This window comes from Micromonospora sp. CA-259024, from assembly GCF_050936255.1.
Classification (GTDB): Bacteria; Actinomycetota; Actinomycetes; order Mycobacteriales; family Micromonosporaceae; genus Micromonospora.
In genome coordinates this window covers 650,176-674,637 of the sequence record NZ_JBNJND010000002.1, presented here as the reverse complement: position 1 = coordinate 674,637, position 24,462 = coordinate 650,176, and the positions used below count along the sequence as shown (strand labels likewise).

Genomic DNA, 24,462 nt, shown 5'->3' with positions numbered 1-24,462 from the left:
CTGGATGGGTGGCAATTATTGCTTGTCGTGCTTTTCCTATTGCATCAGCAGTGCCGATGGTGACAGTTAGCGTCCGTCCATTCGGCAGTGCGTGAGCAGGCAGTTAGTGCCGGGGACCTGCTGGAACAGCTCAACCTGACGAGCATATCCAGGCAATGTCCCGGTAACTCAAGTTCGCTTGTGAATACTTTCACGAACGCTCGTGATGTCAAGGGTGACGCTCGGAAAAACTCCGGGCGGTGAGCAAGCCCACAACCCATTTGCCCGAGTTCCAGTGCTTTCCTGGTTACCCGCCGTGCCACAGCCGAGGATCAATATAGTACAGTCCGCGTGACATTGCTGACATTTCCGGCACCTGCCCCTCGGTGTGGCGGCGACCGGCCGAAGCGGTTGCGGCCACCGTGTCGACCTAGGGCAGTACCCGAGACCTAGCAGATTACTCTCAGTGCGGCGGGAACGGAGGTGAATCTGACTTTCTCCCGCTCGCCGAGATAGTCGCCGTCCAGCTGGAACGCCTGCGGGCGGCTGGAGAGCAGCGTGAACTCCGCCGTGTCATGGAGTCGTAACACCTGCCGACCACGCGGATCCGGTTGCCGGGAGAAGAACTGCGTCACTGTCCGTGTTGTGCTAGCCACCCGGAGCTGACGCAACGCCAGCACATCCAGCCCGAGATCGAACGACGCGGCGGGGTTCGGGTTGATCTCCCGATCGCCCAGGTACGTCCATGGCGCCGTGTTCTGGATGATGACGGTGGCAAGCTCGGCCTCCGCCGGCTCGCCCGGACGCTCCAGGCTGATCGCCGGGTGCCGCCGGTCCGAGGCGAGGAAGTACTGGTTCATGATCGAGCGCAGGTAGAGCGCCGGCGTGGAGACCCGGCCCTTACGCCTGGCCTGCTCCACCCGGTGGATCACTGCGGCGTCCAGGCCGAACCCGGCGCAGAAGGTGAAGTAGCGGTCGTCCGCGCGGCCCAGCCCGACCGTCCTGCTCCGGCCCAGCCGCAGCCCTTCGAGGATCATGCTGGTCGCCTCCGGCCACTCCCGTGGCAGGCCCAGCGCGCGGGCGAACACGTTGGTCGAGCCACCCGGGACCGTCGCCAGCGCGGGCAGCCGCTCGGCCAGCGGGGCGTCGTCGGCGCGAGTCGGCGGTTCGGCCGTCATCAGGCCGTTCACCACCTCGTTCACGGTGCCGTCACCACCCAGGGTGACGACCAGGTCGACCCCCTCCGCGGCGGCCTCCCGGGCCAACGCCACGGCGTGCCCGCGCCGCCGGGTGTAGCGCACACTGAGATCGACTTCGCTGCGCAGCGCCCGGACAAGCACGTCCCGGCTGCGTTCGCTGGTGGTGGTGGCCTTTGGATTGACCACCAGGACGGCCCGCATGGGCGGCACTGTACCTCTCGGTAGCCCGGGTATCGTGGCGCGCGTGACCATCGACTCGGCCCCGTTTCCCGTCACGCTCCGCTGGGCGGTCCGGCTGCTGTGGGCGGAGGCGGCTGTCGTCGGGCTGATCGCCGTCTGGCTGGTCTGGGCAGACCTCACGGCCACCACCACCGATCTTCTGTCGGCGTTGCTGGTGACCGTCTTCGCCATCGGGGCGGCGGTCGTGCTCTGGGCGCTGGGCCGTGCGCTGCTGCGCCGTCAGGCGGGCGCACGCGCCCCCGCGATCGTGCTCCAGCTGATGCTGCTGCCGATCGGGTGGTTCATGATCCAGGCCGGGCTCGCCTGGTTGGGCGTGCCGCTGATGGCACTCGGCCTGGGTGTGGGTTGGCTGCTGGTCAGCCCTCCGACGACCCGGGCCCTCGGCTTCGAGTGACCGTGCCGGCGGTCAGTAGCCGCCGGAGCGGCGGGTGAGCAGCGCGATGGTGGCCCGACCCTCAGTGGCCGTGGCGGACGCCGAGGTGGTCAGCGCGGTGAGCACCTTCCAGGCGAAGGACGACTCGGCGGGCAGCGTGGCACCGCGCACGGTCGGCACGGTCACCTCGACGGTCAGCGCGTCCTCGGTGACCGCGAAGCGGCACTCCAGCTCGGCGTCACGGGTGGCGATGGCGAGCAACATGGCGCACGCCTCGTCGACCGCGATCCGCAGATCCTCGATCTCGTCGAGCGCGAACTGCAACCGGGCCGCGAGACCGGCGGTGGCGGTACGGAGCACGCCGAGGTAACCGCCGTCGGCAGGCACCGTGAGGTGCACCACGTCGTCGTCGGTCGTTGTCTGGCCGGTCAGTTGAGTCACGCCTCATCCCCCCGGTCGGGGACTCTACCCGGTCAGTCGTCCGTACGCGTGCCGGCGGCCGTCGCCTGAGTTGCCAGGTCACGCAGCGCGTCGCCACTGAGCCGGTACGGGACCCACTCGCTCATCTGCTCCGCGCCGATCGAGGCGTAGAACCCGGCGGCCGGGTTCCAGTCGATCATCCACCACTCCAGCCGCCGGTAACCGCGTCGTACGCAGATGTCGGCCAGGGTGGCGAGCAGCAGTCGGCCGGCCCCGGTGCCCCGGGCGGCCGGCCGGACGTAGAGATCCTCCAGGTAGATGCCGTGCACACCGGCCCAGGTGGAGAAGTTGAGGAACCACAGCGCGAAGCCGACCGGCTCGTCGCGCTCGTCCACCGCGACGTGACCGAAGAGCGCCGGAGCAGCCGTGCTCGGCGCGTCTGACGCCACGCCGCGACCTGGAGCGGTCGGGAACAGGGCCGACGTCAGCTGCTCGGTGGTGAGGTGGCACTGGTCGGGGGCACGTTCGTACTCCGCCAGCTCGTGCACCATGGCGACGACGGCCGGCACGTCCTCGGGACGTGCCGGCCGGATCGTCGGGATGACCGGTGGGGTCACGCCTTCTTGGTCTCCCAGAAGATCTTCGAGATCTCGTCGATCTTCGCGAGCAGCTTGTCGGCGGTGGCCGGGTCGAGGCTGCCCTTGACGCCACCGGCGCCGGCGAGCTTGGTGGCCTCGTTGAACAGGGTGTGCAGGTTCGGGTACTTCTCGAAGTGGGGCGCCTTGAAGTAGTCGGTCCAGAGCACCCACAGGTGGTGCTTGACCAGCTCGGCGCGCTGCTCCTTGATGATGACGGCGCGGGTGCGGAACTCCGGGTCGGTGTTCGCCTGGTACTTCTCGCAGATCATTTTGACCGACTCGGCCTCGATCCGGGCCTGGGCCGGGTCGTAGACGCCGCACGGCAGGTCGCAGTGAGCGCTCGCGGTGACGCGGGGCGCAAGGATGCGTGGAAGTCGCATCGGGATCCTCCATGGGAAGTTTGCGATGATCAAAGGCGACATTACTCCTGGGGATGCTCCCCGAACCGGGTGGAGGTGAAACCAGTGTCCACCGATCACCCGGCTGAGGCGCCCCGGTTGCGGGGTCTGTTGACCGCGGTTCTGGTGACCGGTCCGTCGATGGCCCCGGCGCTGCGGCACGGCGACGCGGTTCTGGTCCGCCCCGGCGGCCGCCCGATCCGACCGGGTGACGTGGTGGTCGCGGTCTTCCGGACCCGACCCGAGCTGCTGGTGGTGAAGCGGGCGGTCCGACCGCAGGACGGCGGCTGGTGGCTGCGCGGGGACAACGAGTTGATCACCGATGACTCTCGGGCGTACGGGGTGGCCGACGTGCGGGGGAGGGTGGTGGCCCGTTACTGGCCGCGCCCCGGTCGGGTTCCTCGCCCCCGGTTATGACCCCGCTCACATCCGGGCGGCAGTGCCGACACTATGCTCGGAAAGTGCCCGGGTGACCCCCCGCACCGCGTGCCACCGCTCGCCGCCCACCTCGCGGCCGGGCCGGCCGCCCCGTCTGCTCGACAGATCCTGGAGTCACCACCATGTCTTCGTCCACCGTGGACCCCGCTGATCCCGTCTTCCTGCTGCACCGCGGCGGAAAGATGGCCGTCGCCTCGACCGTGCCGCTCACCAGCCGGGAAGACCTCTCCCTGGCGTACACCCCGGGGGTGGCCCGGGTGTGTGAGGCGATCGCCGCCGATCCCGGCCTGGTGGACGAGTACACCTGGGTGTCGCACACGGTCGCGGTGGTCACCGACGGCTCGGCGGTGCTCGGGCTCGGCAACATCGGCCCACGCGCCGCGCTGCCGGTGATGGAGGGCAAGGCGGTGCTGTTCAAGCAGTTCGCCGGGGTGGACGCGGTGCCGGTCTGTCTGGACACGCAGGACGTGGACGAGATCGTCGCCGTGGTGCGGGCGCTGGCCCCCTCGTTCGGCGGGATCAACCTGGAGGACATCAGCGCGCCGCGCTGCTTCGAGGTGGAGCGGCGGCTCGACGAGGCGCTGGACATCCCGGTCTTCCACGACGACCAGCACGGCACCGCGATCGTGGTGCTCGCCGCGCTGCGCAACGCCGCGTCCCTGCTCAACCGCAAGCTGGGTGACCTGCGGGTGGCGGTGAGCGGTGCGGGCGCGGCCGGGGTGGCCGTGACGAAGATGCTGGTCGCCGGGGGCGTCAACCCCGACCAGGTGGTGGTCTGCGACTCCAAGGGGATCATCGGCCGGCACCGCACCGAGCTGACCGGCACCAAGGCCGAGTTGGCGGCGAGTACCAACGCGGACGGCCGCCAGGGCGACATCACCGAGGCGCTGCGCGGCGCGGACGTGCTGATCGGGGTCTCCGGCGGGCAGATCCCGGAGGCCGCGGTGGCCGGTATGGCACCCGGCGGGATCGTGTTCGCGCTGGCCAACCCGACCCCGGAGGTGCACCCCGAGGTGGCCGCCCGGCACGTCGCGGTGGTCGCCACCGGGCGCAGTGACTACCCCAACCAGATCAACAACGTGCTGGCGTTCCCGGGGGTGTTCCGTGGTGCGCTGGATGCCGGCGCCACCCGGATCACCGAGGGGATGAAGGTCGCCGCGGCGGACGCCATCGCCGGTGTGGTGGCCGAGTCGCTGACCGCCGACGCCATCGTCCCGTCTCCGCTCGACCCGCGCGTCGCGCCGGCCGTCGCCGAGGCGGTCGCCGAAGCCGCCCGCCGCGACGGCGTCGCCCGTCGGTAGGACGCATGGGCCGGGGGCGCTCCGGCGCGGCATGCGCCGCCGGCCTGTGCGCGGGGCACCTTCTTAACGGGCGCTCAGCTTGTTACCGTGCTGATCATGCGTGCAGCCTTCGCCTCCCGCTTCGACGACGCCGATCCGCTGGCCGCGCTCACCGTCGGTGAGCGACCCGAGCCGACCCACCCGGCCGACGACTGGGTGACCGTGCAGTTGCGGGCCACCTCGCTCAACCACCACGACCTGTGGTCATTGCGCGGGGTGGGGCTCACGGAGGCCCAGCTGCCGATGGTCCTCGGCTGCGACGCGGTCGGCCTGGACCCGGAGGGGCATCCCGTGGTCGTGTACCCGGTGGTGGTCACCCGGGGTGACCCCCGCGGGGTCTCCATCCTGTCCGAGTTCTTCCCCGGGACCCTCGCCGAGCGGGTCGCCGTACCCCGATCGAACCTGATCCCGCTGCCCGACGGCATGGCGGCGACCGACGCGGCGTGCCTGCCCACGGCCTGGCTGACCGCGTGGCGGATGCTGACCACCAAGGGCCGTGTCGCGGACGCGGACAGCGTGTTGGTGCAGGGCGCGGGCGGCGGCGTCGCCACCGCCGCCGTCGCGCTCGCCGTCGCGATGGGCAAGCGGGTGTACGCGACCAGCCGCGACGCCGCCAAGCGGGAGCGGATCTCCGCCCTCGGCGCCACCGCCGTGGAACCCGGTGCCCGGCTGCCGGAACGGGTCGACGTGGTGATCGAGACGGTCGGCGCGGCCACCTTCGACCACTCGCTGAAGTCGGCCGCGCCGATGGCCCGGATCGTGGTCTCCGGTGCGACCGCCGGGCACGAGCCGTCGGTCAACCTGCGCCGGGTCTTCGCGATGCAGCTGGAGATCCTCGGCACCTCGATGGGCACCCCCGGCGAGCTGTACGAGCTGCTGGCGTTCTGTTCCGACAACGAGGTGCGCCCGGTGGTGGACAGCGTCATTCCGTTCAGCCGGGTCGAGGACGCCTTCGCCCGTCTGCACTCCGGCGACGCCTTCGGCAAGATCGTCATCGACCACACCGCCTGACCAGGCGTTGCCTTCATGATCCGCGCAACATCAGGGAAACTGCCGCCTCCGGAGCGCTGAGGCAGCGGCATTCCTGATGTTGCGGGGCCATTGAGACGCCTCGGTGGTCAGAGGTGATCGTCGAAGGTGGCGATGTCGCCGCGGGTCGCGTCGGTGGGGATTCGCTTCCTGGCCGCCGCGTCGCCGTACAGCGACCAGCGGAGGAACTCGACGGACGTGTCCGAGACCACCCGCAGCGTGGCGCCGTCACTGAGCAGCGCCCGCCCGTGGTCGCCCTTCGGCAGGCTCAGCATCGCCTTCGGCCAGGGCACCTTGTCGTACACGGCCTTGCCCGCCGCGTACTCGACCACCTCGTCCAGCTCCCCGTGTACGAACAGCTGCGGCGCGGCCGCACCGGCGAACGCGGTGCCCACGCCGAGCGCCGTGCCGGCGAACACCACACCCGCGTCCAGCCGCTCGTCCCGGCTGGCGGTGAAGAGACCGATGGTGGTCACCCCGCCCGCCGAGTGCCCGGCCGCGGCCACCCGGTCGGCGTCCAGCCGGCCACGCAACGAGTCGCCGGCCTTGCCGTCCAACGCCAGCACCTGGTCCAGCGCGTACGACACGTCCGCCGGTTGGTTGAGCACGTCGAGGACGTTGCCGTCGGCACCCCGGGAGGTGTGCGGGAAGGTCGGCGCGGCCACCACGAAACCTGCCGCCGCCCACCGGGTCAGCAGGGTGGCGTAGTCGTCCGGCCGCCCGCCCAGGCCGTGGCTGAACATCACCACCGGAAACCGTCCGCTCGCCGCCGGTGCCGACCGCTTGGCCGCACCGCCGGTCTCCCCGGCCGCCGGGTACCAGAGCGTCACCGGCAGCGCACGGCCGTCCCGGTCCAGCCTGAGTTGGCGTACGCCGACCGCGAAGGCGTGCTGCGGGGCGGTCCCGGCTGGGACCCGCGGCGTTGGCGTGGTGGCGGGCCTCGGCTCGGCCGGCGCCTGCGGGCTCCCGCTCGGCCGGGTGTCCGCTGAGCAGCCGACCAGACCGGCCATGAGCACGGCGCTGGCCATCAGTGCGGGGGTGACGCGACGCGACATGGATCCGATTGTGCCTCGTCCCGCCGACTTGCCAGGTGGGCTTTGGCGCGCTGTGCCCACCCGCTCACCCGACGCGGCGCAGCCAGCAGCAGGCTCACTCAGGCCGCAGCACGGTCGGCGAGGGGGCGCCGCCGTCGTCCCGTGTCGGTCAGTGAGCGGGGCGGGAAGGCGGCGTTGGGGTTGTACCGGTTCGTCCCGGGCGGCACGATCTCGTCGATCCGGTCGAGGGTCGCATCGTCCAGGGTGAGCGTGGCGCCCTTGAGGAGATCCTCCAGTTGCTGCATGGTGCGCGGTCCGATGATCGCCGAGGTGACGGCCGGATGGGCCACGGTGAACGCGATGGCGAGCTGCGGAAGCGTGCAGCCGATGCTTGCCGCGAGGTCGACGAGCTGCTCGACGATGTCGAGCTTGGCGGCGTTCTCGGCGATCGCGGGATCGAACTGTGCCGGCCGGAGTACGGCGCGCCCCGTCGACAGGTCGATGGGCTGGTCCCTGCGGTACCTGCCGCTGAGGAACCCGAAGGCGAGCGGGCTCCAGACCAGCACTCCCATGCCGTAGCGCTGGCAGACCGGGAGGGTCGAGGCCTCGACCCCGCGGGCCAGGATCGAGTACGGCGGCTGCTCGGTGCGCAGGCGCCCGAGGCCGCGGCGCTCGGACACCTGGTGCGCCTCGACGATCTCCTCCGCCGGGAACGTCGAGCAGCCGAAGGTGCGGATCTTCCCCTCGCGTACGAGGTCGGTGAGCACCGAGAGCGTCTCCTCGATGTCGGTGGAGGGGTCGGGACGGTGGATCTGGTAGAGGTCGATCCAGTCGGTGTTCAACCGCCGGAGGCTCCCCTCGACCGCCTTGAGGATCCAACGCCGCGAGTTGCCACCCTGGTTGGGGCCCTCGCCCATCGGAAAGTGCACCTTCGTGGCCAGCACGACGTCGTCTCGGCGCCCCCGCAGCGCCTTCCCCACGATCTCTTCGGACTCACCCCGGCCGTACATGTCGGCGGTGTCGATGACGTTGATGCCCTGGTCGAGAGCGGTGTGGATGATGCGGGCACAGTCGTCGTGGTCGGGGTTGCCGACGGCACCGAACATCATGGTCCCGAGGCAGTGGGTGCTCACCTCGATGCCGGTGCCGCCGAGGGTGCGATAGCGCACGTCGATGCTCCCTTACTGGTCAGCGGTGATCGCAGCGAGCGATCACCTGGCACCCTAGGAGCTAGAGTCGGCTCTAGGTCAACCCCGCTACCCTGCTCGGCATGGCTGAGGTCACCGCGAATCTGAGCATCGGACAGGTCGCCGAACGCACCGGCTTGAGCGTGCACGCGCTCCGCTTCTACGAGCAGGAGGGCGTCTTCGTCAGCCCCGTGCGCCGCGGGCCCGGCGGGCGTCGTATCTACAGCCAGGACGACGTGGACTGGCTGACCGTCTGCATCATCCTTCGCGCCTCGGGCATGCCGCTGCCCGCACTCCGCCGGTACGCCGACCTCGTCCGCGAGGGCGCTGGCAACGAGGAGGAACGTCTCGCGCTTCTCCGCGAGCACCACGGGCACGTCACCACCCAGATCGGCAGACTCACCGAGTGCCTGGACCTGATCACGTTCAAGGTCGGCGTGTACGAGGATCTGCTCGACCAGGACCGGCACCCGCCGTCGGTCGACCGGCACCACCCCGACCCAGGTACGCGGAACTGACCCCCACCGTCGGCGGCGAACAGGTCGAGCCGCAGTGTCGGCCGGCAGCCGGGTCAGCGGGCCGGGCGGGACTCGTAGGTGGTCAGGTCGGCGGCGCGGGCGTCGGCGGGGAGACGCGCACCGGCCGCCTGGTCGCCGTAGAGGGTCCAGCGGAGAAAGTCGGTGGTCGCGGCGAGGACCGGGGCGAAACCCGGGTGACCTGGCGTGAGGTACGCGCCATGGTCCTGCCCGAGCAGACTGAGGAACACGGCCGGGCCGGGGGTACGCCCGTACGCGGCCCGGCCGACCGTCACCGGCACCACCGGGTCGGCCGTGCCGTGCACGAAGAGCACCGGCGCGGCCGGCCCGGCGAAGCTGCCCGGCAGGCCACCGCCAGCGATCACGATCCCGGAGCGCAACCGGGCCGGATGCCCCTCGCTGAACATGCCGGAGGTGGTGAAGCCGCCCGCCGAGTGCCCGGCGGCGGCGATCGCCGTCAGGTCCAGGTGGCCGGCGAGCGGATCCGCAGGGTCCCGGTCGAGACGGCCCAGGTGCCGGATCAGCCGCCAGCAGTCGGCCGGCTGGTTACGGACGTCCGCCCGGGTGAAGTGGGCCGCGCCCTGTCGGGTGTGCGGGAACGCGGGGGCGGCCACCACGAAACCCGCCGCCGCCCAGCGGGTGGTCAGACCGGCGTGCAGGGCGGGACGGCTGCCCAGCCCGTGGCTGTAGATCACCACCGGGAACCGCCCGGCCGCCACCCCGTCGGTCGCCGCCGGATACCAGATTGTCACCGGCAGGGGGCGCGTCGAGCGCGGATCGAGGGTGAGCGTACGCACGCCGACGGCGTACGACCCCTCGGGCGCCCGACGCGCCGACGGCGGGCCGCTGGACCCGCCCGCCACGGCCGTGGCGGGCGCACAGCCGGCCAGCAGCGCCGTCACCAGTACGGCGATCAGCCGTCCCGCCCCCATCGTTCCACGGTAGGCGCCCGGATGTGGGTAGCGACCCCGCCGTCCGGTCTGGCTGCATTCGCCACCCGGTCGGGCCAGCTCCGCCGGCCGGGTCGGTCCTGGGACGGCGTGGGCCGGGGGCGGTGCCCGAACTCCTGCTTCGCTAGGGTCACCGACATGCCTGAGAACTACACCGACCCCAGCGGCAACACCGAGGCGTTCCGTGCGTTCACCGAGACGCCGGAGGCCGTGGCACCGACGGAGGCCCCCTCCCGCATCCCTCTGATCGTGGGTGTGGTAGCGGTCGTCGTCGTGCTGGTGGCCCTCGTCGTCTGGCTCACCTAAACCCCGCCGCGCTGAGCGTGCCGGGCCGGGTTGACGTGCCGACCAACCCACCAGAGGGGGACGACACCGCTGCCATCCCCCCACCGTCCATCCTCGCCCGCCTGCGACGCGCCCGTCGATCTCCGGTTCTGCTCGGCGTCGCGGTGCTGCTCGCCGGCCTGACGTACGCGACCAGCATCGCCAGCTACAAGTGGCACCTGCACACGAAGGCCGAACGGCTGCGGGCCGAGGGTGTGCAGGTCCAGGCCGACGTGAGCGCTCGCCGCGACAACAGCGGCCGTGGTGGGGGCACCGACACCATCCGAGTCGGGTACGACTACGAGGGCGTTCGGTATTCCGAGCGGATTCTCTGTGGTTCCGCCGGCGGCTGCACGGAGGAGCCGCCAACGGTGATGCGGGTGTGGGTCGACCCGGAGCACCCGGAGGAGTTCCTCGCCGAGAACGGCAACACCGACGACTCGGTCTTCGTCCTCAACGCCTGGGGCGGCATCCCGTTCGGCCTGGTCTTCGCCGTGGTCGGCGGCGGCCTGGTGTGGGTGGCCACCCTGCCGGACCGGACGCCGACGCGTGCGCCCGTCCAACGCGGGCCTGGCCGGGACCGGGTCCGGCGTACCGTCAGTGCCCGGCGTCGCCGTCGCCGTAACCCCCGTAGTTGAGCCGGCCGGCCGTCAGTTGCCCTCGACCACGTCCCGGGTCTGCCGGGCGATCTCCCGTTCCTCATCGGTGCGGATGACGCAGACGCTCACCTCGGCGCCGTCGGGCGAGATCACCCGGTCGCCGTCGCCGTCGTTGCGGGCGGAGTCCACGGCGATGCCGAGCCGCTCCAGGCCGGCCAGCGCGGCGGCCCGGACGGGCGCGGCGTGCTCGCCCACCCCGGCGGTGAAGGCGATGGCGTCGACCCGGCCGAGCAGCGCGTAGTACGCCCCGACGTACCCGGTGATCCGCCGGCAGTACACGTCGAAGGCCAGTTCCGCCGCCCGGTCGCCGGTCGACCGGCGCTGGAGCACCTCGCGCATGTCGTTGACACCGGTCAGCCCGAGCAGGCCACTGCGGTGGTTGAGCAGATCGTCGATGTCGTCCACCGACATCCCACCCTCCCGGCGCAGGTGGAAGACGACGGTGGGGTCCAGGTCGCCGCTGCGGGTGCCCATCACCAACCCTTCCAACGGGGACATACCCATCGAGGTGGCGACGCTGCGACCGTCCGCCACCGCGCAGGCGCTGGCCCCGTTGCCCAGGTGCAGGGTGATCGTGTTGAGCTGCTCGTACGGGCGGCCCAGCAGCTCGGCGGTGCGGCGGGACACGTACGCGTGCGAGGTGCCGTGGAAGCCGTACCGGCGGATGCCGTACCGCTCGGCGGTGTCCCGGTCGATCGCGTACGTCGCGGCGGCCTCCGGCAGGGTGTGGTGGAACGCGGTGTCGAAGACGGCGACCTGCGGGACTTCCGGCAGCGCCGCGCGGGCCACCTCGATGCCGGCCAGGTTGGCCGGATTGTGCAGCGGGGCGAGCGGGACCAGATCCTTGATCGCGGCCAGCACCGCGTCGTCGAGCAGCACCGGTGCGGTGAACCTGCGGCCGCCGTGCACCACCCGGTGCCCCACCGCCGCCAGCCCGGTCAGGTCCAGCCCGTCCAGGATCTGCCGGACCGCGCTGGCGTGGTCCGCCGGGCCGCCGCCGGGCTCACCAACCCGCTCGACGGTGCCGTGGTCGAGCACGCGGTCGCCGTCGTAGCGGCGCCACTTCACCGACGACGACCCGCAGTTGAGCACCAGCACCCGACTCATGAGGCCTCCTCGGCGGCCGCCTGGATGGCGGTGATCGCCACCGTGTTGACGATGTCCGGCACGGTGGCGCCGCGGGACAGGTCGTTCACCGGTCGGCGCAGGCCCTGCATGACCGGGCCGACGGCGACCGCCCCGGCGGAGCGCTGCACCGCCTTGTACGTGTTGTTGCCGGTGTTCAGGTCCGGAAAGATGAAGACCGTGGCCCGACCGGCGACCGGGCTGCCTGGCAGCTTCGTCGCCGCCACCGCCGGGTCGATCGCCGCGTCGTACTGGATCGGCCCCTCGACCAGCAGGTCGGGCCGGCGTTCCCGGACCAGCGCGGTTGCCGCGGCGACCTTCTCCACGTCCGCGCCGGCGCCGGAACTGCCGGTGGAGTACGACAGCATGGCCACCCGGGGCTCGATCCCGAACCGGGCGGCGGTGTCGGCCGACGAGATCGCGATGTCGGCGAGCTGGGCGGCGTCCGGGTCGCGGTTGACCGCGCAGTCGCCGTAGACCAGCACCCGGTCGGCGAGCAGCATGAAGAAGACGCTGGAGGCCACCGAGACGTCCGGCACGGTACGGATGATCTCGAAAGCCGGTCGGATGGTCGCGGCGGTGGTGTGCGTGGCGCCGGAGACCATGCCGTCGGCTCGTCCGGTGGCCACCATCAGGGTGCCGAAGTAGTTGGGCTGGGCCACGATGTCGTGCGCCAACTCGGCGGTGACGCCCCGGTGGGCGCGCAGCCTGGCGTACTCGACCGCGAAGTCGTCCCGCCATTCACTCGTGACCGGGTCGACCACGTGTGCGCCGCTGACGTCGATGCCCAGTTCGCGGGCCCGCCGGGCGATGTCGTCCGGCCGGCCGAGCAGGGTCAGCTCGGCCACTCCACGACGGAGCAGCACCTCGGCCGCGCGCAGGATCCGCTCCTCGGTGCCCTCCGGCAGCACCAGGTGCCGGGGCTGCGAGCGGGCCCGGTCGATCAGCTCGTTCTCGAACATCAGCGGGGTGACCCGCGCCGACCGGCTCACCCGCAGCCGGCGGGCCAGGTCGTCGGTGTCCACACAACGCTCGAACGCGCCGAGCGCGGCCTCCACCTTGCGGGGGTTGGCCGCGCTGGGCCGCCCCTCGATGCGACTGGACGCGGCCACCGTGTCGTAGCTGTCGCTGCGCACGGAGAGCACCGCCAGCCCCGTGTTCAACCCCTCCACCAGCCGCATGACTCTGGGGTCGGGCTGCTCGCCGAGGGTGAGCACCAGCCCGGCCACCGACACCTGCCCGGCCACGTGAGCGGCACTCGCGGCGACGAGCAGGTCGGCCCGGTCCCCGGGGGTGATCACCAGGGCGCCCTCGGTGAGGTGGCCCAGCAGGGTGGGCACGTGCGCCGCACCGACCACGAAGTCCAGCACGTCCCGGCCGAGCGCGGCGTCGTCCCCGGCCAGCAGGGTGGCGCCGAGCGCCGCCGCCACCTCGGCCACCGTCGGCGCCGACACGGTCGGGACCTCCGGGATGGCGTACGCGGGGACCGGCAGGTCGGGCAGCGTCATCGGCCCGAGCACCCGGTTGGCGATCACCGCGAGCACGGTCGCGCCCAGGTCGGCCAGATCGTGGTACGCCCCCCGCACGGCAGCCGCGACAGCCGCCGGCTCCTGCCCGAAACCGTCCACCACCGGCACCACCACGCTGCCGAACTCGGTGGCCAGCCGGGCGTTGAAGGCCAGCTCCCGGGGATGGGCGGGGTCGCCAGGGTCGTCGAAGTCGCTGCCCACCACGACCACCGCCGGGCACTGCCGCTCGACCGCCCGGTAGCGCTCCACGACGGCGGAGATCAGCTCCTCGCGCCGGCCGTCGGCGACCAGCGCGGCCGCCTCGGCGTAGCTCGCCCCGGCCAGCTCAGCCAGCGGCAACTCGACCCGGTAGCGCTCGCTCAGTAGGGCGAGGATCGGGTCGGGACCGTTGTCGGCCACCAGCGGCCGGAACACGCCGATCCGCCCGACCTGGCGGGACAGCAACTCCGCCAGCCCGAGTGCGATGGTCGACTTGCCCCCGCCCGAACCCACGCTCGTCAGATACACACTCCGGGCCACGTCCCCACCCTAGAAGATCGCGCACCCGCCGGCCCGGGCCCTCCGACCCCACCCCGGGCTCTTGCCGTCGATCATGAAGTTGTTGCCGCGACCCGCCGACGACACGCGCAACAACTTCATGATCGACGGGGGAGGGGAGAGGGGGGTGAGGGGGTGGGGGTTAGGCGTCGTCGTCGGGGTCGTCTAGGCGGGCCAGGTAGGTGGCCAGGCGTTCGATGGGGGTTTCGAAGTCGGGGTTGAGGTCGACGAAGTCGCGCAGACGTTCGCCGATCCACTCCAGGGTCACCTGCTCGTCGCCCCGGCGCTCGACCAACTCCTCGATGCCACGGTCGGTGAAGTACATGGGTACGTCCTCTTGCTGGGGCCGGCGCGGGCCGGGCGGGTGGGCGGGTGGACCGACGGAGCCGGGGCAGGACCGTGGTGAACGGCCCTGCCCCGGCTCTCGTGTGCGGTCAGGTCACGGGCGGGGGAGAGCCGCCTCGATCAGCGCGGTCTGCTCGACCTCGTGGGTCTTGGCAGAGCCGACCGCCGGGGCGGCCGCGGCCGGGCGGGAGATCCGCCGCAGCCGGACGTCCGTGAGGTGCTCCAGCAGGTTGAGCGCGACGAACGACCAGGCACCCTGGTTGGCCGGCTCCTCCTGCACCCAGGCGAAGTCCTCCGCGTTCGGGTACTGGGCAAGGGCGGCCCGGATCTCCTCCACCGGCAGCGGGTACAGCTGCTCGATCCGGAGGATCGCGGTGTCGGTGACGCCGCGCTCCTGACGGGCCTGGAACAGGTCGTAGTAGACCTTGCCGGAGCACAGCAGCACCCGCTTCACCGCCTCCGGTGCCGGGGCGGCCGTGTCGCGCAGCACCGGCTGGAAGGTGCCGGTGGTGAAGTCCTCCACCGACGAGACGCAGAGCTTGTGCCGCAGCAGCGACTTCGGCGTGAACACCACCAGCGGCTTGCGCTTGGGCGACAGGGCCTGGCGGCGCAGCAGGTGGAAGTAGTTCGCCGGGGTGGTCGGGATGGACACCCGCATGTTGTCCTCGGCGCACATCTGCAGGAACCGCTCCGGCCGGCCGGAGGTGTGGTCCGGGCCCTGGCCCTCGTGGCCGTGCGGCAGCAGCAGGGTGACGGCCGAGCGCTGGCCCCACTTCACCTCGCCGGACGAGATGAACTCGTCGATCACCGACTGGGCGCCGTTGACGAAGTCGCCGAACTGGGCCTCCCAGGCCACCAGCGCGTTGATGTTCTCCACCGAGTAGCCGTACTCGAAGCCCATCGCCGCGTACTCGCTGAGCAGCGAGTCGTGCACGAAGAACCGGGAGCGCTCGCCGTCGCCGGTGAGCGACTTCAGCGGCAGGTAGTCGTCCCCGGTGCGGGAGTCGACCACCGAGGCGTGCCGCTGAACGAAGGTGCCACGGCGGGAGTCCTGTCCGGCCAGCCGGACGGTGACCCCGTCGTGCAGCAGCGCCCCGAGCGCGATGATCTCGCCGAAGCCCCAGTCGATGTTGCCCTCGACGGACATCTTGGCCCGCCGGTCGAGCAGCTGCTGGATCCGCTTGTGCGGGGTGAAGCCCTCCGGCAGGTTGATGTGCGCCTCGCCGATCGCCTTCACCACGGCCGCGTCGGTGGCGGTGTCGACCTGCGGCTCCGGCTCCTCCTCGCGGCGCGGCCGGTTGAGCTGGCGTGGTGCCGATGCGGCGTCGCGGGTGGCCTTGAAGACCTTCTCCAGCTGCGCCTGGTAGTCGCGCAGCAGCTCCTCCGCGTCCTCCACGGTGATGTCGCCGCGACCGATCAGCTCCTCGGTGTAGAGCTTGCGGACCGAGCGCTTCGAGTCAATGATCTTGTACATCTGAGGGTTGGACATCGACGGGTCGTCGCCCTCGTTGTGCCCCCGCCGGCGGTAGCAGACCATGTCGATCACGACGTCCTTGTTGAACGTCTGCCGGTACTCGAAGGCCAGCCGGGCCACCCGGACCACGGCCTCCGGGTCGTCGCCGTTGACGTGGAAGATCGGCGCCTGGATCATCCGGGCCACATCGGTGCTGTAGAGGCTGGACCGGCTGTACTCCGGGGCGGTGGTGAAGCCGACCTGGTTGTTGACGACCACGTGGACGGTGCCGCCGGTGCGGTAGCCGCGCAGCTGCGACAGGTTGAGCGTCTCGGCGACGACACCCTGCCCGGCGAACGCGGCGTCACCGTGCACCGCGAGCGGCAGCACGGTGTAGCCCTCCAGCTTGAGGTCGATCCGGTCCTGCTTGGCCCGGACGATGCCCTCCAGCACGGGGTCGACGGCCTCCAGGTGCGACGGGTTGGCCACCACCGACACCTTGACGGCGTGCTCGCCGTCGGGGGTGGTGAACTTGCCGTTCTGGCCCAGGTGGTACTTCACGTCGCCGGAGCCCTGCGTCGAGCGCGGGTCCAGGTGGCCCTCGAACTCCGAGAAGATCTTCTCGTACGGCTTGCCGACGATGTTGGCCAGCACGTTGAGGCGACCCCGGTGGGCCATGCCGATGACGACCTCGTCCAGCCCGCCCTCGGCGGACGACTCCAGCACCTCACCGAGCAGGGGGATCAGCGACTCGCCGCCCTCCAGCGAGAAGCGCTTCTGGCCGACGTACTTGGTCTGCAGGAAGGTCTCGAACGCCTCGGCGGCGTTGAGCCGGTTGAGGACGTGCTTCTGCTCGTCGGCGGACGGCTTCTCGTACTTGCGCTCGATCCGCTCCTGGATCCAGCGCCGCTCCTCCGGATCCTGGATGTGCATGTACTCGATGCCGACCCGGCGGCAGTACGAGTCGCGCAGCACGCCGAGGATCTCGCGCAGCTTCATCCGCTGCCGGCCGGCGAAGCCGTTGACCGGGAACTCGCGGTCCAGGTCCCACAGGGTCAGCCCGTGCTGGAGGACGTCCAGGTCGGGGTGCTTGCGGATCTTGAATTCCAGTGGGTCGGTGTCGGCCATCAGGTGACCGCGCACCCGGTACGCGTGGATCAGCTCGTGCACCCGGGCGGTCTTGTTGATCTGACCCTCGGAGTTGACCGCCACGTCGCGCATCCACCGCACCGGCTCGTACGGGATGCGCAGCGAGGTGAAGATCTCGTCGTAGAAGCTGTGCTCACCCAGGATCAGCTCGTGCATCACCTTGAGGAACTCGCCGGACTGCGCGCCCTGGATGATCCGGTGATCGTAGGTGCTGGTCAGCGTGATGATCTTGCTGACGGCCAGCTCGGCCAGGGTGGCCTCGGACATGCCCTGGTAGGGGGCCGGGTACTCCATCGCGCCGACGCCGATGATCGCGCTCTGCCCCTGCATCAGCCGCGGCATCGAGTGCACGGTGCCGATGCCACCCGGGTTGGTCAGCGAGATGGTGGTGCCGGAGTAGTCCTCCATGGTCAGCTCATTGCGCCGCGCCCGCCGGACCACGTCCTCGTACGCCTGCCAGAACTGCCGGAAGTCCATCTGCTCGCAGCCCTTGATGGAGGGGACCACCAGGTTGCGGGTGCCGTCCGGCTTGGCCAGGTCGATCGCGATGCCGAGGTTGACGTGCGGCGGGCGGACCACCGCGGGCTTGCCGTTGGCCTCGGCGAAGGAGTTGTTCATCTCGGGGTGCTGGACCAGCGCCCGGACCATCGCGTAGCCGACCAGGTGGGTGAAGCTGACCTTGCCACCCCGCCCACGGGCGAGGTGGTTGTTGATCACGATGCGGTTGTCGACCAGCAGCTTGGCCGGGACCGCGCGCACGCTGGTCGCGGTGGGCACGCTCAGCGAGGCGTCCATGTTCTGGACGATCTTCGCCGCGACACCCCGCAAGGGCGTGGTCTGCGGGCCGTCGGCGGTCGGCGCGGCGGGCTTCGCAGCCGGCTTGGCCGGGGCGGCCTTCTCCGGGGCGGCCTTGGCCGGTGCCGGCGCGGCAGCGGTGGGCTTGGTCGGTGCCGGCTGGGCGGCGGACGGCTTGCTCGCGGTCGCCGGCTGGGGCGTGGCGCTCGGCTGGCTGACCGTGGCGGCCGCCTCGGGCTGGCCGTCCGGCTCCGGGGCGGCGGTCGGCTTTTCCGACGGCTCGGTCCCGCGCGGTGTGCCCGCGCCCGGCGCCGGCCGGTAGTCGGCGAAGAAGTCGTGCCAGGCCGAATCGACGCTCGTTGGGTCGGCGAGGTACCGCTGGTACATCTCCTCGACGATCCACTCATTCGGGCCGAAACCCGCCAGTGGGTTCTCCTGCGAAGTCTGCTGGGTCGACACGGCCGGTAATCGCCTCTTTCACGCGGGTTTGTATGGCACGCGGTTTGTCCCTCGCGCTCGATGAAAAGCGCGGACTGGACGGCTCCCAGGCTACGCCGTACCGATCCCGCAGGCATTTCCGCCTCGGTCCCGTGGCCGGTTTCACAGAAGATGCCAGAAGTTCAGCAAGTCCTGCGGGTCTTTCCGATGACTGGTAGGGCCGGCGCCGCAAGGTCGCGGGGCCCGACGGCCGAAGCGGCCCGGGGCGCCGGCCGTGCCGCCGCCACCCCGGGCCGCCCGGTCAGGAAATGTCGCGTCGGCGCATCAGCAGGGTGCCGACCAGGCCGGTCACCACCGCGTACCCGATCAGCACGACGGCGCCCGCCCAGCGCGGCGGGTTGCCGGGGATGTCCGCCCCGGTGACCATCAGCGACGAGGCGAGCGACGGCACCAGCAGTTGCAGGTTGTTGATCCAGTCACCCCAGCGGGCGGCCAGAATGCTGATCACCACGATGGCGCCGATCGAACCACCCAGGTAGAGCAGGATGCCGGTCACGGTGGCACCGATCTGACTGCGGATCAGCACGCCGATGCCGACGCCGAAAACGGCCCAGAGCAGGTACGCGAGCAGGTTCAACCCGATCGCCCGCCAGGCCGCGTCGTTGCCCAGTTGCGAGCCCACACCGACCGCGTTCAGCACCGCCGCGCCGGCGACCAGGTTGAGCGCGGTGGTGACCAGCCAGAACAGCAGCGCCAGCACGCTCGCGGCGGCCAGTTTGGCGCTCATCACCGCGGTGCGGTGCGGCGTGGTGAGGAACGTGGTGGTCACCGTCTGGTGGAAGAACTCGCTCGTCACCACGATGATGCCGAGCAGCATCACGATCAGCAGGCCGAAGAACTGCCCGGTGGTGAACAGGTTCGCCGAGAGCGCGTCCGGGTGGGCCGCCGCCTCGAACTGGGCGGCCTGCTCGCTCGACAGCTCACCCATGTTGTTGCTGGTGAGAGCGTCGGACTGCAACCAGTTGATGAGCAGGGTGAGCGCCCAGAGCGGCAGGCTGATGAGCGCGAAGATCCACCACGTGTTGGTGGTACGGATCTTGAGCAGTTCGGCTCGGACGAGGTTCATCGGATGCCCGCCTTTCCGGCCGTCAGCTCCAGGAAGACCCGTTCCAGGTCGGGCCGTTCGGTGGTCAGTTCGTGCAGCTCCACGCCGGCCGCGAGGGCGGCCCGGCCGATCGTCGGGGCGTCCACCCCGCTGACCAGCAGGACGCCCTGCTCGCCGGTGTCGACGGTGGCCGACTGCGCCTTCAGCGCGGTGGTCAGCGCCTCGGCCTGCGGGGTGCGGACCCGGACCTGGGCGCCCTGCGCCATCGACCCGAGAACCTGGTCGACCGGCCCCTGCCGGATCAACTGCCCGGCCGCGATGATCACCACGTCGTCGGCGAGCAGTTGCATCTCCGACAGCAGGTGGCTGGAGACCAGCACGGTACGGCCCTCGTGGGCGAGGTTCTTGAGGAACCCACGCATCCACCGGATGCCCTCCGGGTCGAGCCCGTTGGCCGGCTCGTCCAGGATCAGCACCCGGGGGTCGCCGAGCATCGCGGCGGCGATGCCGAGCCGCTGCTTCATGCCCAGCGAGTAGCCCTTGAACTTGCGCTTCGCCGCCGGGGTCAGACCGACCAGGGCCAGCGCCTCGTCGGCCCGCTGCTTGGGCAGCCCGGCCGCCGCGCAGATCACCCGCAGGTGGTTGATGCCGGTACGGCCCTTGTGCGCGCTGGACGCCTCCAGGATCGCGCCGACGTGCCGCAGCGGATCGGTGAGGTCGGCGTACCGGTGGCCGCTGATGGTGGCCGTGCCGGCGGTGGGCGTGACCAGGTTCAGCAGCATGCGCAGCGTGGTGGTCTTGCCGGCGCCGTTCGGGCCGAGGAAGCCGGTCACCCGCCCCGGCGCCACGGTGAAGGACAGGTTGTTCACCGCCCGGACGTTCTTGTACTGCTTCGTCAGACCGGACACCACGATCTGACCGTCGCTGGTGGGGCTTCGCTGCCCGTCAGTCATCGTTCTCCTCCCGCGTATGGCGTCGAGGTACGCCGTGGCACAGCGTGGCGGCCCGTGGCAACAAGGTCAATCAGGCGCGGTCCGTATGTTCTGGTCCGTCTCAGGGCGGAGGCGGCTCCTCCCTGTGGACGACGGCCGACGGTCAGCGCGCGATCCAGGTTGCTCGGGCCGAGCCGAGCAGCGCCCCGTCCGGGCCGTACAGGCTGGTGTGCACGAGCGCCTTGCGCCCGTCGACGCGGAGCAGCGCCCCGGTCACCACGCACTCGTCGCCCGGCCTGGGCAGCGCCGCGACCACGGCGGCGATCCGGCCCAGCAGGTACGGGCGGCCCGGCGCGAGCACCGTCCAACCGCCGGGGCAGTCCAGTGCCGCCCAGACCGTGGCTGCGCTGACCTGCTCGGGCGCCCGGAACGGCGCGGCGGTCCGCCCGTCCGGCAGCCGGCCGGGGAAGATCCGCAGCCCGTCCGCCCGCTGCGGTCCACAGACGTAACAGCCGGGGAACGGATGCTCGACCAGGCCGGGGTAGTGGGCCGCCGCAGCCACCGCGGTGTCCAGGTCGACCGGGGGTACGACGGCATCCACCACCTCGGCCGGGCGTACCTCGGCCACCAGCTCGCCGGCCGGGTCACGGACCTCGCCGTCGGCCAGACTCAGCTCGGTCTCCAACGGTGGTGGCCGGCGTAACGTCACCTCGACCGGGCCGGTGCCGCCCGCCGCGGCGGCGAACACCCCCGCGCTCCAGCCGCCGTTGCCGGAGCCGGCGGGCCCGTTGTAGCGGGACTCGATGCGCATCGTCGACCTCCGGTGGGGCGTGCCGGCGCCTTCGCCGGCCCGCCCCGGGCAGCCTCGCACGGTCACCGGCCGGTGTCGCTAGCGGTCTCGCCTGCCGGCGTTCATCCGGTTGACACCGGTGGTCCCCGTGAATGGCAACCCGGGCACCTACACAGATCCCATGGCCGTTCTGCATGCCGCTGGCGCACCCCTGACGACCAGCGGATACACCCTGCTGATCGCCGACGACCCCACCCAGGTCGCGGCCGCGCAACGCCTGCGCCACGAGGTGTTCGCCACTGAACTCGGCGCCACCCTCCTCCCCGGCGAGGCCGGGTTGGACGTGGACCCCTTCGACGCGTACTGCGACCACCTGATCGTCCGCGAGGACAGCACTGGCGAGGTGGTCGGCACGTACCGGCTGCTGCCGCCCGGCCGCACCAGGCGGCGGTACGCCGAGGACGAGTTCGACCTCGGCGCGCTCGACCCGCTCCGCGACGACCTGGTCGAGACGGGCCGGTCCTGTGTGCACCCGGACCACCGCTCCGGCGCGGTGATCAACCTGATGTGGGCTGGGCTCACCCGCTACCTGCACCTGCGCGGCTCCCGCTGGCTCGGCGGCTGCGCCTCCGTGCCGGTGGCCGACGGTGGGCGGACGGTCGCCGAGGTGTGGGCCCAGGCCCAGGCCCGGCACCTGTCGCCCCCGCCGTTGCGGGTCCGCCCGCTGCGGCCCTGGTTCGCCGAGCCGGCTGCCACTATCGCCCCGGCAGCTGCCCTGGTCGCCCCCGCCGAACCGGCCGGGCGGGTCGCGGTGCCGCCGCTGCTGCGTGGCTACCTCCGGCTCGGCGCGTGGATCTGCGGCGAGCCGTCGTACGACCCTGACTTCGGGTGCGCGGACTTCTACGTGCTCTTCTCGCTGGACCGGATGAACCCGCGTTACCTGCGCCACTTCCTGGGCGGAGAGCAGCGGTGACCGCCGCCCCGCACGACCTGTGGCGGCCCTCTTCGGGCTGCGACGAGGAGTGCCTGCCGGTGGCCGGAGAGGTGCCGACCGTGCCGATGGCCCGCCGGGTGCTCCGGCTGGTCGCCGCGCTCGGCATGCTGCTGGCCGGGATCGGAGTGGTGGTGCTGCTGCCCGTGCTCCCCACCCGGGAACGGCAGGCGCTGGTCAGCGGCTGGGCCCGCGCCACCGCGCGCGCCTTCGGCCTCCGCCTCGTGGTCCGGGGTCGGCTGCCCCGGCGGCGTGCGCTGCTGGTCGCCAACCATGTCTCCTGGCTGGACATCCTCGCGGTGCTGGCCGTCGCGCCGACCCGGATGGTGGCGAAGCGGGAGATCCGCTCCTGGCCGGTGCTCGGTCTGCTGGCCGCGGCGGCCGGCACGGTCTTTGTGGACCGTTCCCGGCCGCGGGCGCTGCCGGCCACGGTCGGCCGGGTCGCCGCCACGCTGCGCGCCGGCCGGTCGGTGGCGGTCTTTCCGGAGGGTACGACCTGGTGCGCTGGTGAGGGCGCAGCCGACTGTCGCCCTGGCGGCGGTTTCCGGCCGGCGACGTTCCAGGCGGCCATCGACACGGGCAGCCCGGTGGTGCCGCTGCGGCTCGCCTACCGCTGCGAGGCCACCGGGACGACCACCACGGCAGCCGCCTTCCTCGGTGCGGACACCCTGCTGCGGTCGGTGGCCCGAGTGGTCGCGGCGCGGGAGCTGGTGGTCTCGGTGACGATCGCCGCCGCGCTGCACCCGGCCCGTGATGCCGACCGGCGGTTGCTGGCCCGGGCCGCCGAGTCGGCCGTACACCTGCTGCCCAGGGCGGGTGTCGTAGCGCCGGCCCGGCTGCGACCGGTGCCGACGGTGACCCCGGACGTTTCCGTGCCGACGACGGTCACCGGTCGTGAGCTGGGCCTGGCGGCCTGACGGGGGACAGCGCCAGGCACGATGACGACCAACTCGCGACCTATCTTGTGCTGTCGCGATGTATCGCGTTACTGTGCTCCCTGTCAGGCGCGTGTCCGCGCGTCGTCGAGAGGGGGACGCCATGGCCGGATGGACGGTCGAGAGCCCGCAGCGGCTCACTCTGGACGATCGGGTCACCCGGCTGGACGTCCGCCTGGTGAGCGGACGACTCAACGTCGTCGCCACCGACGGCCCGAGTCGCATCGACATCACCCAGGTCGGCCGTCGGCCGGTCCTGATCGATCACACGGACGGCCTGCTCCGCATCCGCCAGGAGCGCGGCCGAGGCTGGGCGGGCGCCCTGCGGTGGTTCCGGTCGATCCACCGCTATCCGCGGGTGGACGTCTCCGTCGCCGTGCCCGCCGACGTCCTCGCCGACCTGGGCCTGGTCGCCGGCTCGCTGGTCGTCTCCGGCCTGCGCCGGCAGACAACGGTCCACGTCACCGCCGGCCAGATCACCCTGATGGGCCTGCGTGGCAGCACCTCCGCGAAGATCACCTCTGGGCCGGTGGAGGCGCTCGGCGTCCGCGGCGACCTCACCCTGGAGACCGTCTCCGGGGAGGTGATCCTCGCCGACAGCGCCGCCGACCGGGTACGCGCGCAGACCGTCTCCGGCGCCATCACCTGCGATCTGGACAATCCGCGGCACAGTGAGATCCGGCTGACCAGCATCTCGGGCAGCATCACCGTCCGGGTCCGCGAGGACAGCGACCTCGCCGTCCGGCTGCACACCGCCTCGGGCCGGATCACCAGCGGCTTCCCGCAGGTGCGCACCTCGACGTTCCCACTGCCCAGCAGTGAGGGAGTGCTCGGTGACGGCGACGGTAAGCTCTGGGCTTCCGCGACCTCGGGGAGCATCTCCCTGCTCGCCCGAGCGGTCGACCACGATGGGGAGGAGCTGCCGTGACCGCCGTGTTCAGCCACGGGCGGCTCCGGCTCTACCTGCTCAAGCTCCTCGACGACGGCCCGAAGCACGGGTACGAGCTGATCCGCCTGCTGGAGGACCGGTTCCTCGGGCTCTACGCGCCCAGCGCCGGCACCATCTACCCCCGCCTGCAACGGCTGGAGGCCGAGGGCCTCGTCAGCCACACCGCCGCCGGTGGCCGGAAGACGTACGACATCACCGACGCCGGCCGTGCCGAGCTGCGCCAGCGGACCGACGAGCTGACCGCGCTGGAGGCCGACATCGCGGCCTCGGTAGCGGACCTCTCCACCCTGGCCGGCGAGATCCGCAGCGAGGTGCGCGGCTCCGTGCGCGACCTCAAACGGGAGCTGAGCGAGGCCACCCGGCAGACCCGCCGTTCCCGGTGGGAGGCGCCCGCGTCGGCGCCGCCGTCCCCGCCGGCACCGGCCGCGGGGCCGCACGCCGCGCTGCTCGACGAGTTCGACCAGCGGCTGACCGCGTTCACGGCCGAGGTGGGCCGGCTGGTACGCGCCCGGCAGTTCAGTGACACTCAGCTGCGCACCGCGATCCGGCTGATCGATGGTGCCCTGGACGGGCTGCGCCGCCTGCTGCGCTGACCGACGTCGTCGGAAGAGGGCGGCCGGTACTCACAGGTTTTTTGCAGGAAGC

General features: G+C 71.5%; 25 protein-coding genes. 11 read left to right on the top strand and 14 right to left on the bottom strand.

The genetic code is table 11. The features are described from left to right. Positions 1-428: 428 nt before the first annotated feature. Positions 429-1,379, bottom strand: a complete 951-nt coding sequence (locus ACQEUX_RS22430; protein ID WP_433051682.1) for a diacylglycerol/lipid kinase family protein — start codon at positions 1,377-1,379, stop codon at positions 429-431. 43 nt (positions 1,380-1,422) lie between these two features. Here ACQEUX_RS22430 and ACQEUX_RS22425 point away from each other — a divergent pair, with 43 nt between their 5' ends. Further along, the gene (locus ACQEUX_RS22425; RefSeq protein WP_433051679.1) at positions 1,423-1,812 is read left to right on the top strand and encodes a hypothetical protein; all 390 of its coding nucleotides are present in this window, start codon (positions 1,423-1,425) and stop codon (positions 1,810-1,812) included. A 12-nt stretch (positions 1,813-1,824) separates the two neighbouring features. Here ACQEUX_RS22425 and ACQEUX_RS22420 read toward each other — a convergent pair whose 3' ends face one another. The 3 genes from ACQEUX_RS22420 to sodN are packed head-to-tail and all read right to left on the bottom strand — an operon-like array spanning position 1,825 to position 3,229. Next, complete coding sequence (locus tag ACQEUX_RS22420; RefSeq protein WP_433051676.1) at positions 1,825-2,232, bottom strand: ATP-binding protein; 408 nt, start codon at positions 2,230-2,232, stop codon at positions 1,825-1,827. A 32-nt stretch (positions 2,233-2,264) separates the two neighbouring features. Then, positions 2,265-2,828, bottom strand: coding sequence for an N-acetyltransferase family protein (locus ACQEUX_RS22415; RefSeq protein ID WP_433051673.1), 564 nt, complete (start codon positions 2,826-2,828; stop codon positions 2,265-2,267). After that, on the bottom strand, positions 2,825-3,229 hold the full coding sequence (gene sodN / locus ACQEUX_RS22410; RefSeq protein ID WP_354963765.1) for a superoxide dismutase, Ni: 405 nt from the start codon (positions 3,227-3,229) through the stop codon (positions 2,825-2,827). Before sodN ends, ACQEUX_RS22415 begins: the two co-directional genes overlap by 4 nt. An 84-nt stretch (positions 3,230-3,313) precedes the next feature. Here sodN and ACQEUX_RS22405 point away from each other — a divergent pair, with 84 nt between their 5' ends. The 3 genes from ACQEUX_RS22405 to ACQEUX_RS22395 all read left to right on the top strand — a co-directional run bounded on the left by ACQEUX_RS22405 (position 3,314) and on the right by ACQEUX_RS22395 (position 6,036). After that, the gene (locus ACQEUX_RS22405; protein WP_433051669.1) at positions 3,314-3,664 is read left to right on the top strand and encodes a S24/S26 family peptidase; all 351 of its coding nucleotides are present in this window, start codon (positions 3,314-3,316) and stop codon (positions 3,662-3,664) included. Between the two features lie 143 nt (positions 3,665-3,807). Further along, positions 3,808-4,986: an NAD(P)-dependent malic enzyme gene (locus ACQEUX_RS22400; protein ID WP_433051666.1), complete on the top strand. Its 1,179-nt coding sequence runs from the start codon at positions 3,808-3,810 to the stop codon at positions 4,984-4,986. 87 nt (positions 4,987-5,073) lie between these two features. Further along, the gene (locus tag ACQEUX_RS22395; protein WP_433051663.1) at positions 5,074-6,036 is read left to right on the top strand and encodes a zinc-binding dehydrogenase; all 963 of its coding nucleotides are present in this window, start codon (positions 5,074-5,076) and stop codon (positions 6,034-6,036) included. Between the two features lie 107 nt (positions 6,037-6,143). Here the strand turns inward: ACQEUX_RS22395 and ACQEUX_RS22390 are convergent, their stop codons facing one another. Then, complete coding sequence (locus ACQEUX_RS22390; RefSeq protein ID WP_433051660.1) at positions 6,144-7,109, bottom strand: alpha/beta hydrolase family protein; 966 nt, start codon at positions 7,107-7,109, stop codon at positions 6,144-6,146. A 98-nt stretch (positions 7,110-7,207) separates the two neighbouring features. Beyond that, complete coding sequence (locus ACQEUX_RS22385; protein ID WP_433051657.1) at positions 7,208-8,257, bottom strand: aldo/keto reductase; 1,050 nt, start codon at positions 8,255-8,257, stop codon at positions 7,208-7,210. Positions 8,258-8,358: 101 nt separating this feature from the next. On the opposite strand from ACQEUX_RS22385, the gene ACQEUX_RS22380 reads away from it, so the two are divergent. Then, positions 8,359-8,793, top strand: a complete 435-nt coding sequence (locus tag ACQEUX_RS22380; RefSeq protein ID WP_433051654.1) for a MerR family transcriptional regulator — start codon at positions 8,359-8,361, stop codon at positions 8,791-8,793. A gap of 53 nt (positions 8,794-8,846) precedes the next feature. Here ACQEUX_RS22380 and ACQEUX_RS22375 read toward each other — a convergent pair whose 3' ends face one another. Then, positions 8,847-9,743, bottom strand: coding sequence for an alpha/beta hydrolase family protein (locus tag ACQEUX_RS22375; RefSeq protein WP_433051651.1), 897 nt, complete (start codon positions 9,741-9,743; stop codon positions 8,847-8,849). A gap of 156 nt (positions 9,744-9,899) precedes the next feature. Between ACQEUX_RS22375 and ACQEUX_RS22370 the strand changes: the two genes are divergently transcribed. Both ACQEUX_RS22370 and ACQEUX_RS22365 read left to right on the top strand, forming a co-directional pair. After that, a complete protein-coding gene (locus ACQEUX_RS22370; protein ID WP_433051648.1) occupies positions 9,900-10,067 on the top strand; it encodes a hypothetical protein in 168 nt (55 codons plus the stop codon). Positions 10,068-10,084: 17 nt separating this feature from the next. Next, the gene (locus ACQEUX_RS22365; RefSeq protein WP_433051645.1) at positions 10,085-10,723 is read left to right on the top strand and encodes a hypothetical protein; all 639 of its coding nucleotides are present in this window, start codon (positions 10,085-10,087) and stop codon (positions 10,721-10,723) included. Between the two features lie 12 nt (positions 10,724-10,735). Here the strand turns inward: ACQEUX_RS22365 and ACQEUX_RS22360 are convergent, their stop codons facing one another. The 7 genes from ACQEUX_RS22360 to ACQEUX_RS22330 form a co-directional block, all read right to left on the bottom strand. Continuing rightward, positions 10,736-11,851, bottom strand: coding sequence for an acetate/propionate family kinase (locus ACQEUX_RS22360; protein WP_433051642.1), 1,116 nt, complete (start codon positions 11,849-11,851; stop codon positions 10,736-10,738). After that, positions 11,848-13,917, bottom strand: a complete 2,070-nt coding sequence (gene pta / locus ACQEUX_RS22355; RefSeq protein WP_433051639.1) for a phosphate acetyltransferase — start codon at positions 13,915-13,917, stop codon at positions 11,848-11,850. Before pta ends, ACQEUX_RS22360 begins: the two co-directional genes overlap by 4 nt. A 160-nt stretch (positions 13,918-14,077) precedes the next feature. Next, positions 14,078-14,260: a DUF6104 family protein gene (locus ACQEUX_RS22350; protein ID WP_433051636.1), complete on the bottom strand. Its 183-nt coding sequence runs from the start codon at positions 14,258-14,260 to the stop codon at positions 14,078-14,080. Positions 14,261-14,374: 114 nt separating this feature from the next. Next, entirely contained in the window at positions 14,375-18,136 is a 3,762-nt protein-coding gene (locus ACQEUX_RS22345) for a multifunctional oxoglutarate decarboxylase/oxoglutarate dehydrogenase thiamine pyrophosphate-binding subunit/dihydrolipoyllysine-residue succinyltransferase subunit (RefSeq protein WP_433051633.1), read from the bottom strand. 280 nt (positions 18,137-18,416) lie between these two features. Next, positions 18,417-19,241, bottom strand: coding sequence for an ABC transporter permease (locus ACQEUX_RS22340; RefSeq protein WP_433051630.1), 825 nt, complete (start codon positions 19,239-19,241; stop codon positions 18,417-18,419). Further along, on the bottom strand, positions 19,238-20,173 hold the full coding sequence (locus ACQEUX_RS22335; RefSeq protein ID WP_433051627.1) for an ABC transporter ATP-binding protein: 936 nt from the start codon (positions 20,171-20,173) through the stop codon (positions 19,238-19,240). Before ACQEUX_RS22335 ends, ACQEUX_RS22340 begins: the two co-directional genes overlap by 4 nt. Positions 20,174-20,315: 142 nt before the next feature. Continuing rightward, positions 20,316-20,963, bottom strand: a complete 648-nt coding sequence (locus tag ACQEUX_RS22330) for a hypothetical protein (protein WP_433051624.1) — start codon at positions 20,961-20,963, stop codon at positions 20,316-20,318. Between the two features lie 160 nt (positions 20,964-21,123). Here ACQEUX_RS22330 and ACQEUX_RS22325 point away from each other — a divergent pair, with 160 nt between their 5' ends. The 4 genes from ACQEUX_RS22325 to ACQEUX_RS22310 all read left to right on the top strand — a co-directional run bounded on the left by ACQEUX_RS22325 (position 21,124) and on the right by ACQEUX_RS22310 (position 24,410). Continuing rightward, the gene (locus ACQEUX_RS22325; protein WP_433051621.1) at positions 21,124-21,915 is read left to right on the top strand and encodes a GNAT family N-acetyltransferase; all 792 of its coding nucleotides are present in this window, start codon (positions 21,124-21,126) and stop codon (positions 21,913-21,915) included. Continuing rightward, complete coding sequence (locus ACQEUX_RS22320; RefSeq protein WP_433051618.1) at positions 21,912-22,850, top strand: lysophospholipid acyltransferase family protein; 939 nt, start codon at positions 21,912-21,914, stop codon at positions 22,848-22,850. The genes ACQEUX_RS22325 and ACQEUX_RS22320 overlap by 4 nt, the downstream gene beginning before the upstream one ends. Positions 22,851-22,971: 121 nt before the next feature. Next, complete coding sequence (locus ACQEUX_RS22315; RefSeq protein ID WP_433051615.1) at positions 22,972-23,796, top strand: DUF4097 family beta strand repeat-containing protein; 825 nt, start codon at positions 22,972-22,974, stop codon at positions 23,794-23,796. After that, positions 23,793-24,410: a PadR family transcriptional regulator gene (locus ACQEUX_RS22310; RefSeq protein WP_433051612.1), complete on the top strand. Its 618-nt coding sequence runs from the start codon at positions 23,793-23,795 to the stop codon at positions 24,408-24,410. Before ACQEUX_RS22315 ends, ACQEUX_RS22310 begins: the two co-directional genes overlap by 4 nt. The last annotated feature ends 52 nt before the right edge of the window (positions 24,411-24,462 follow it).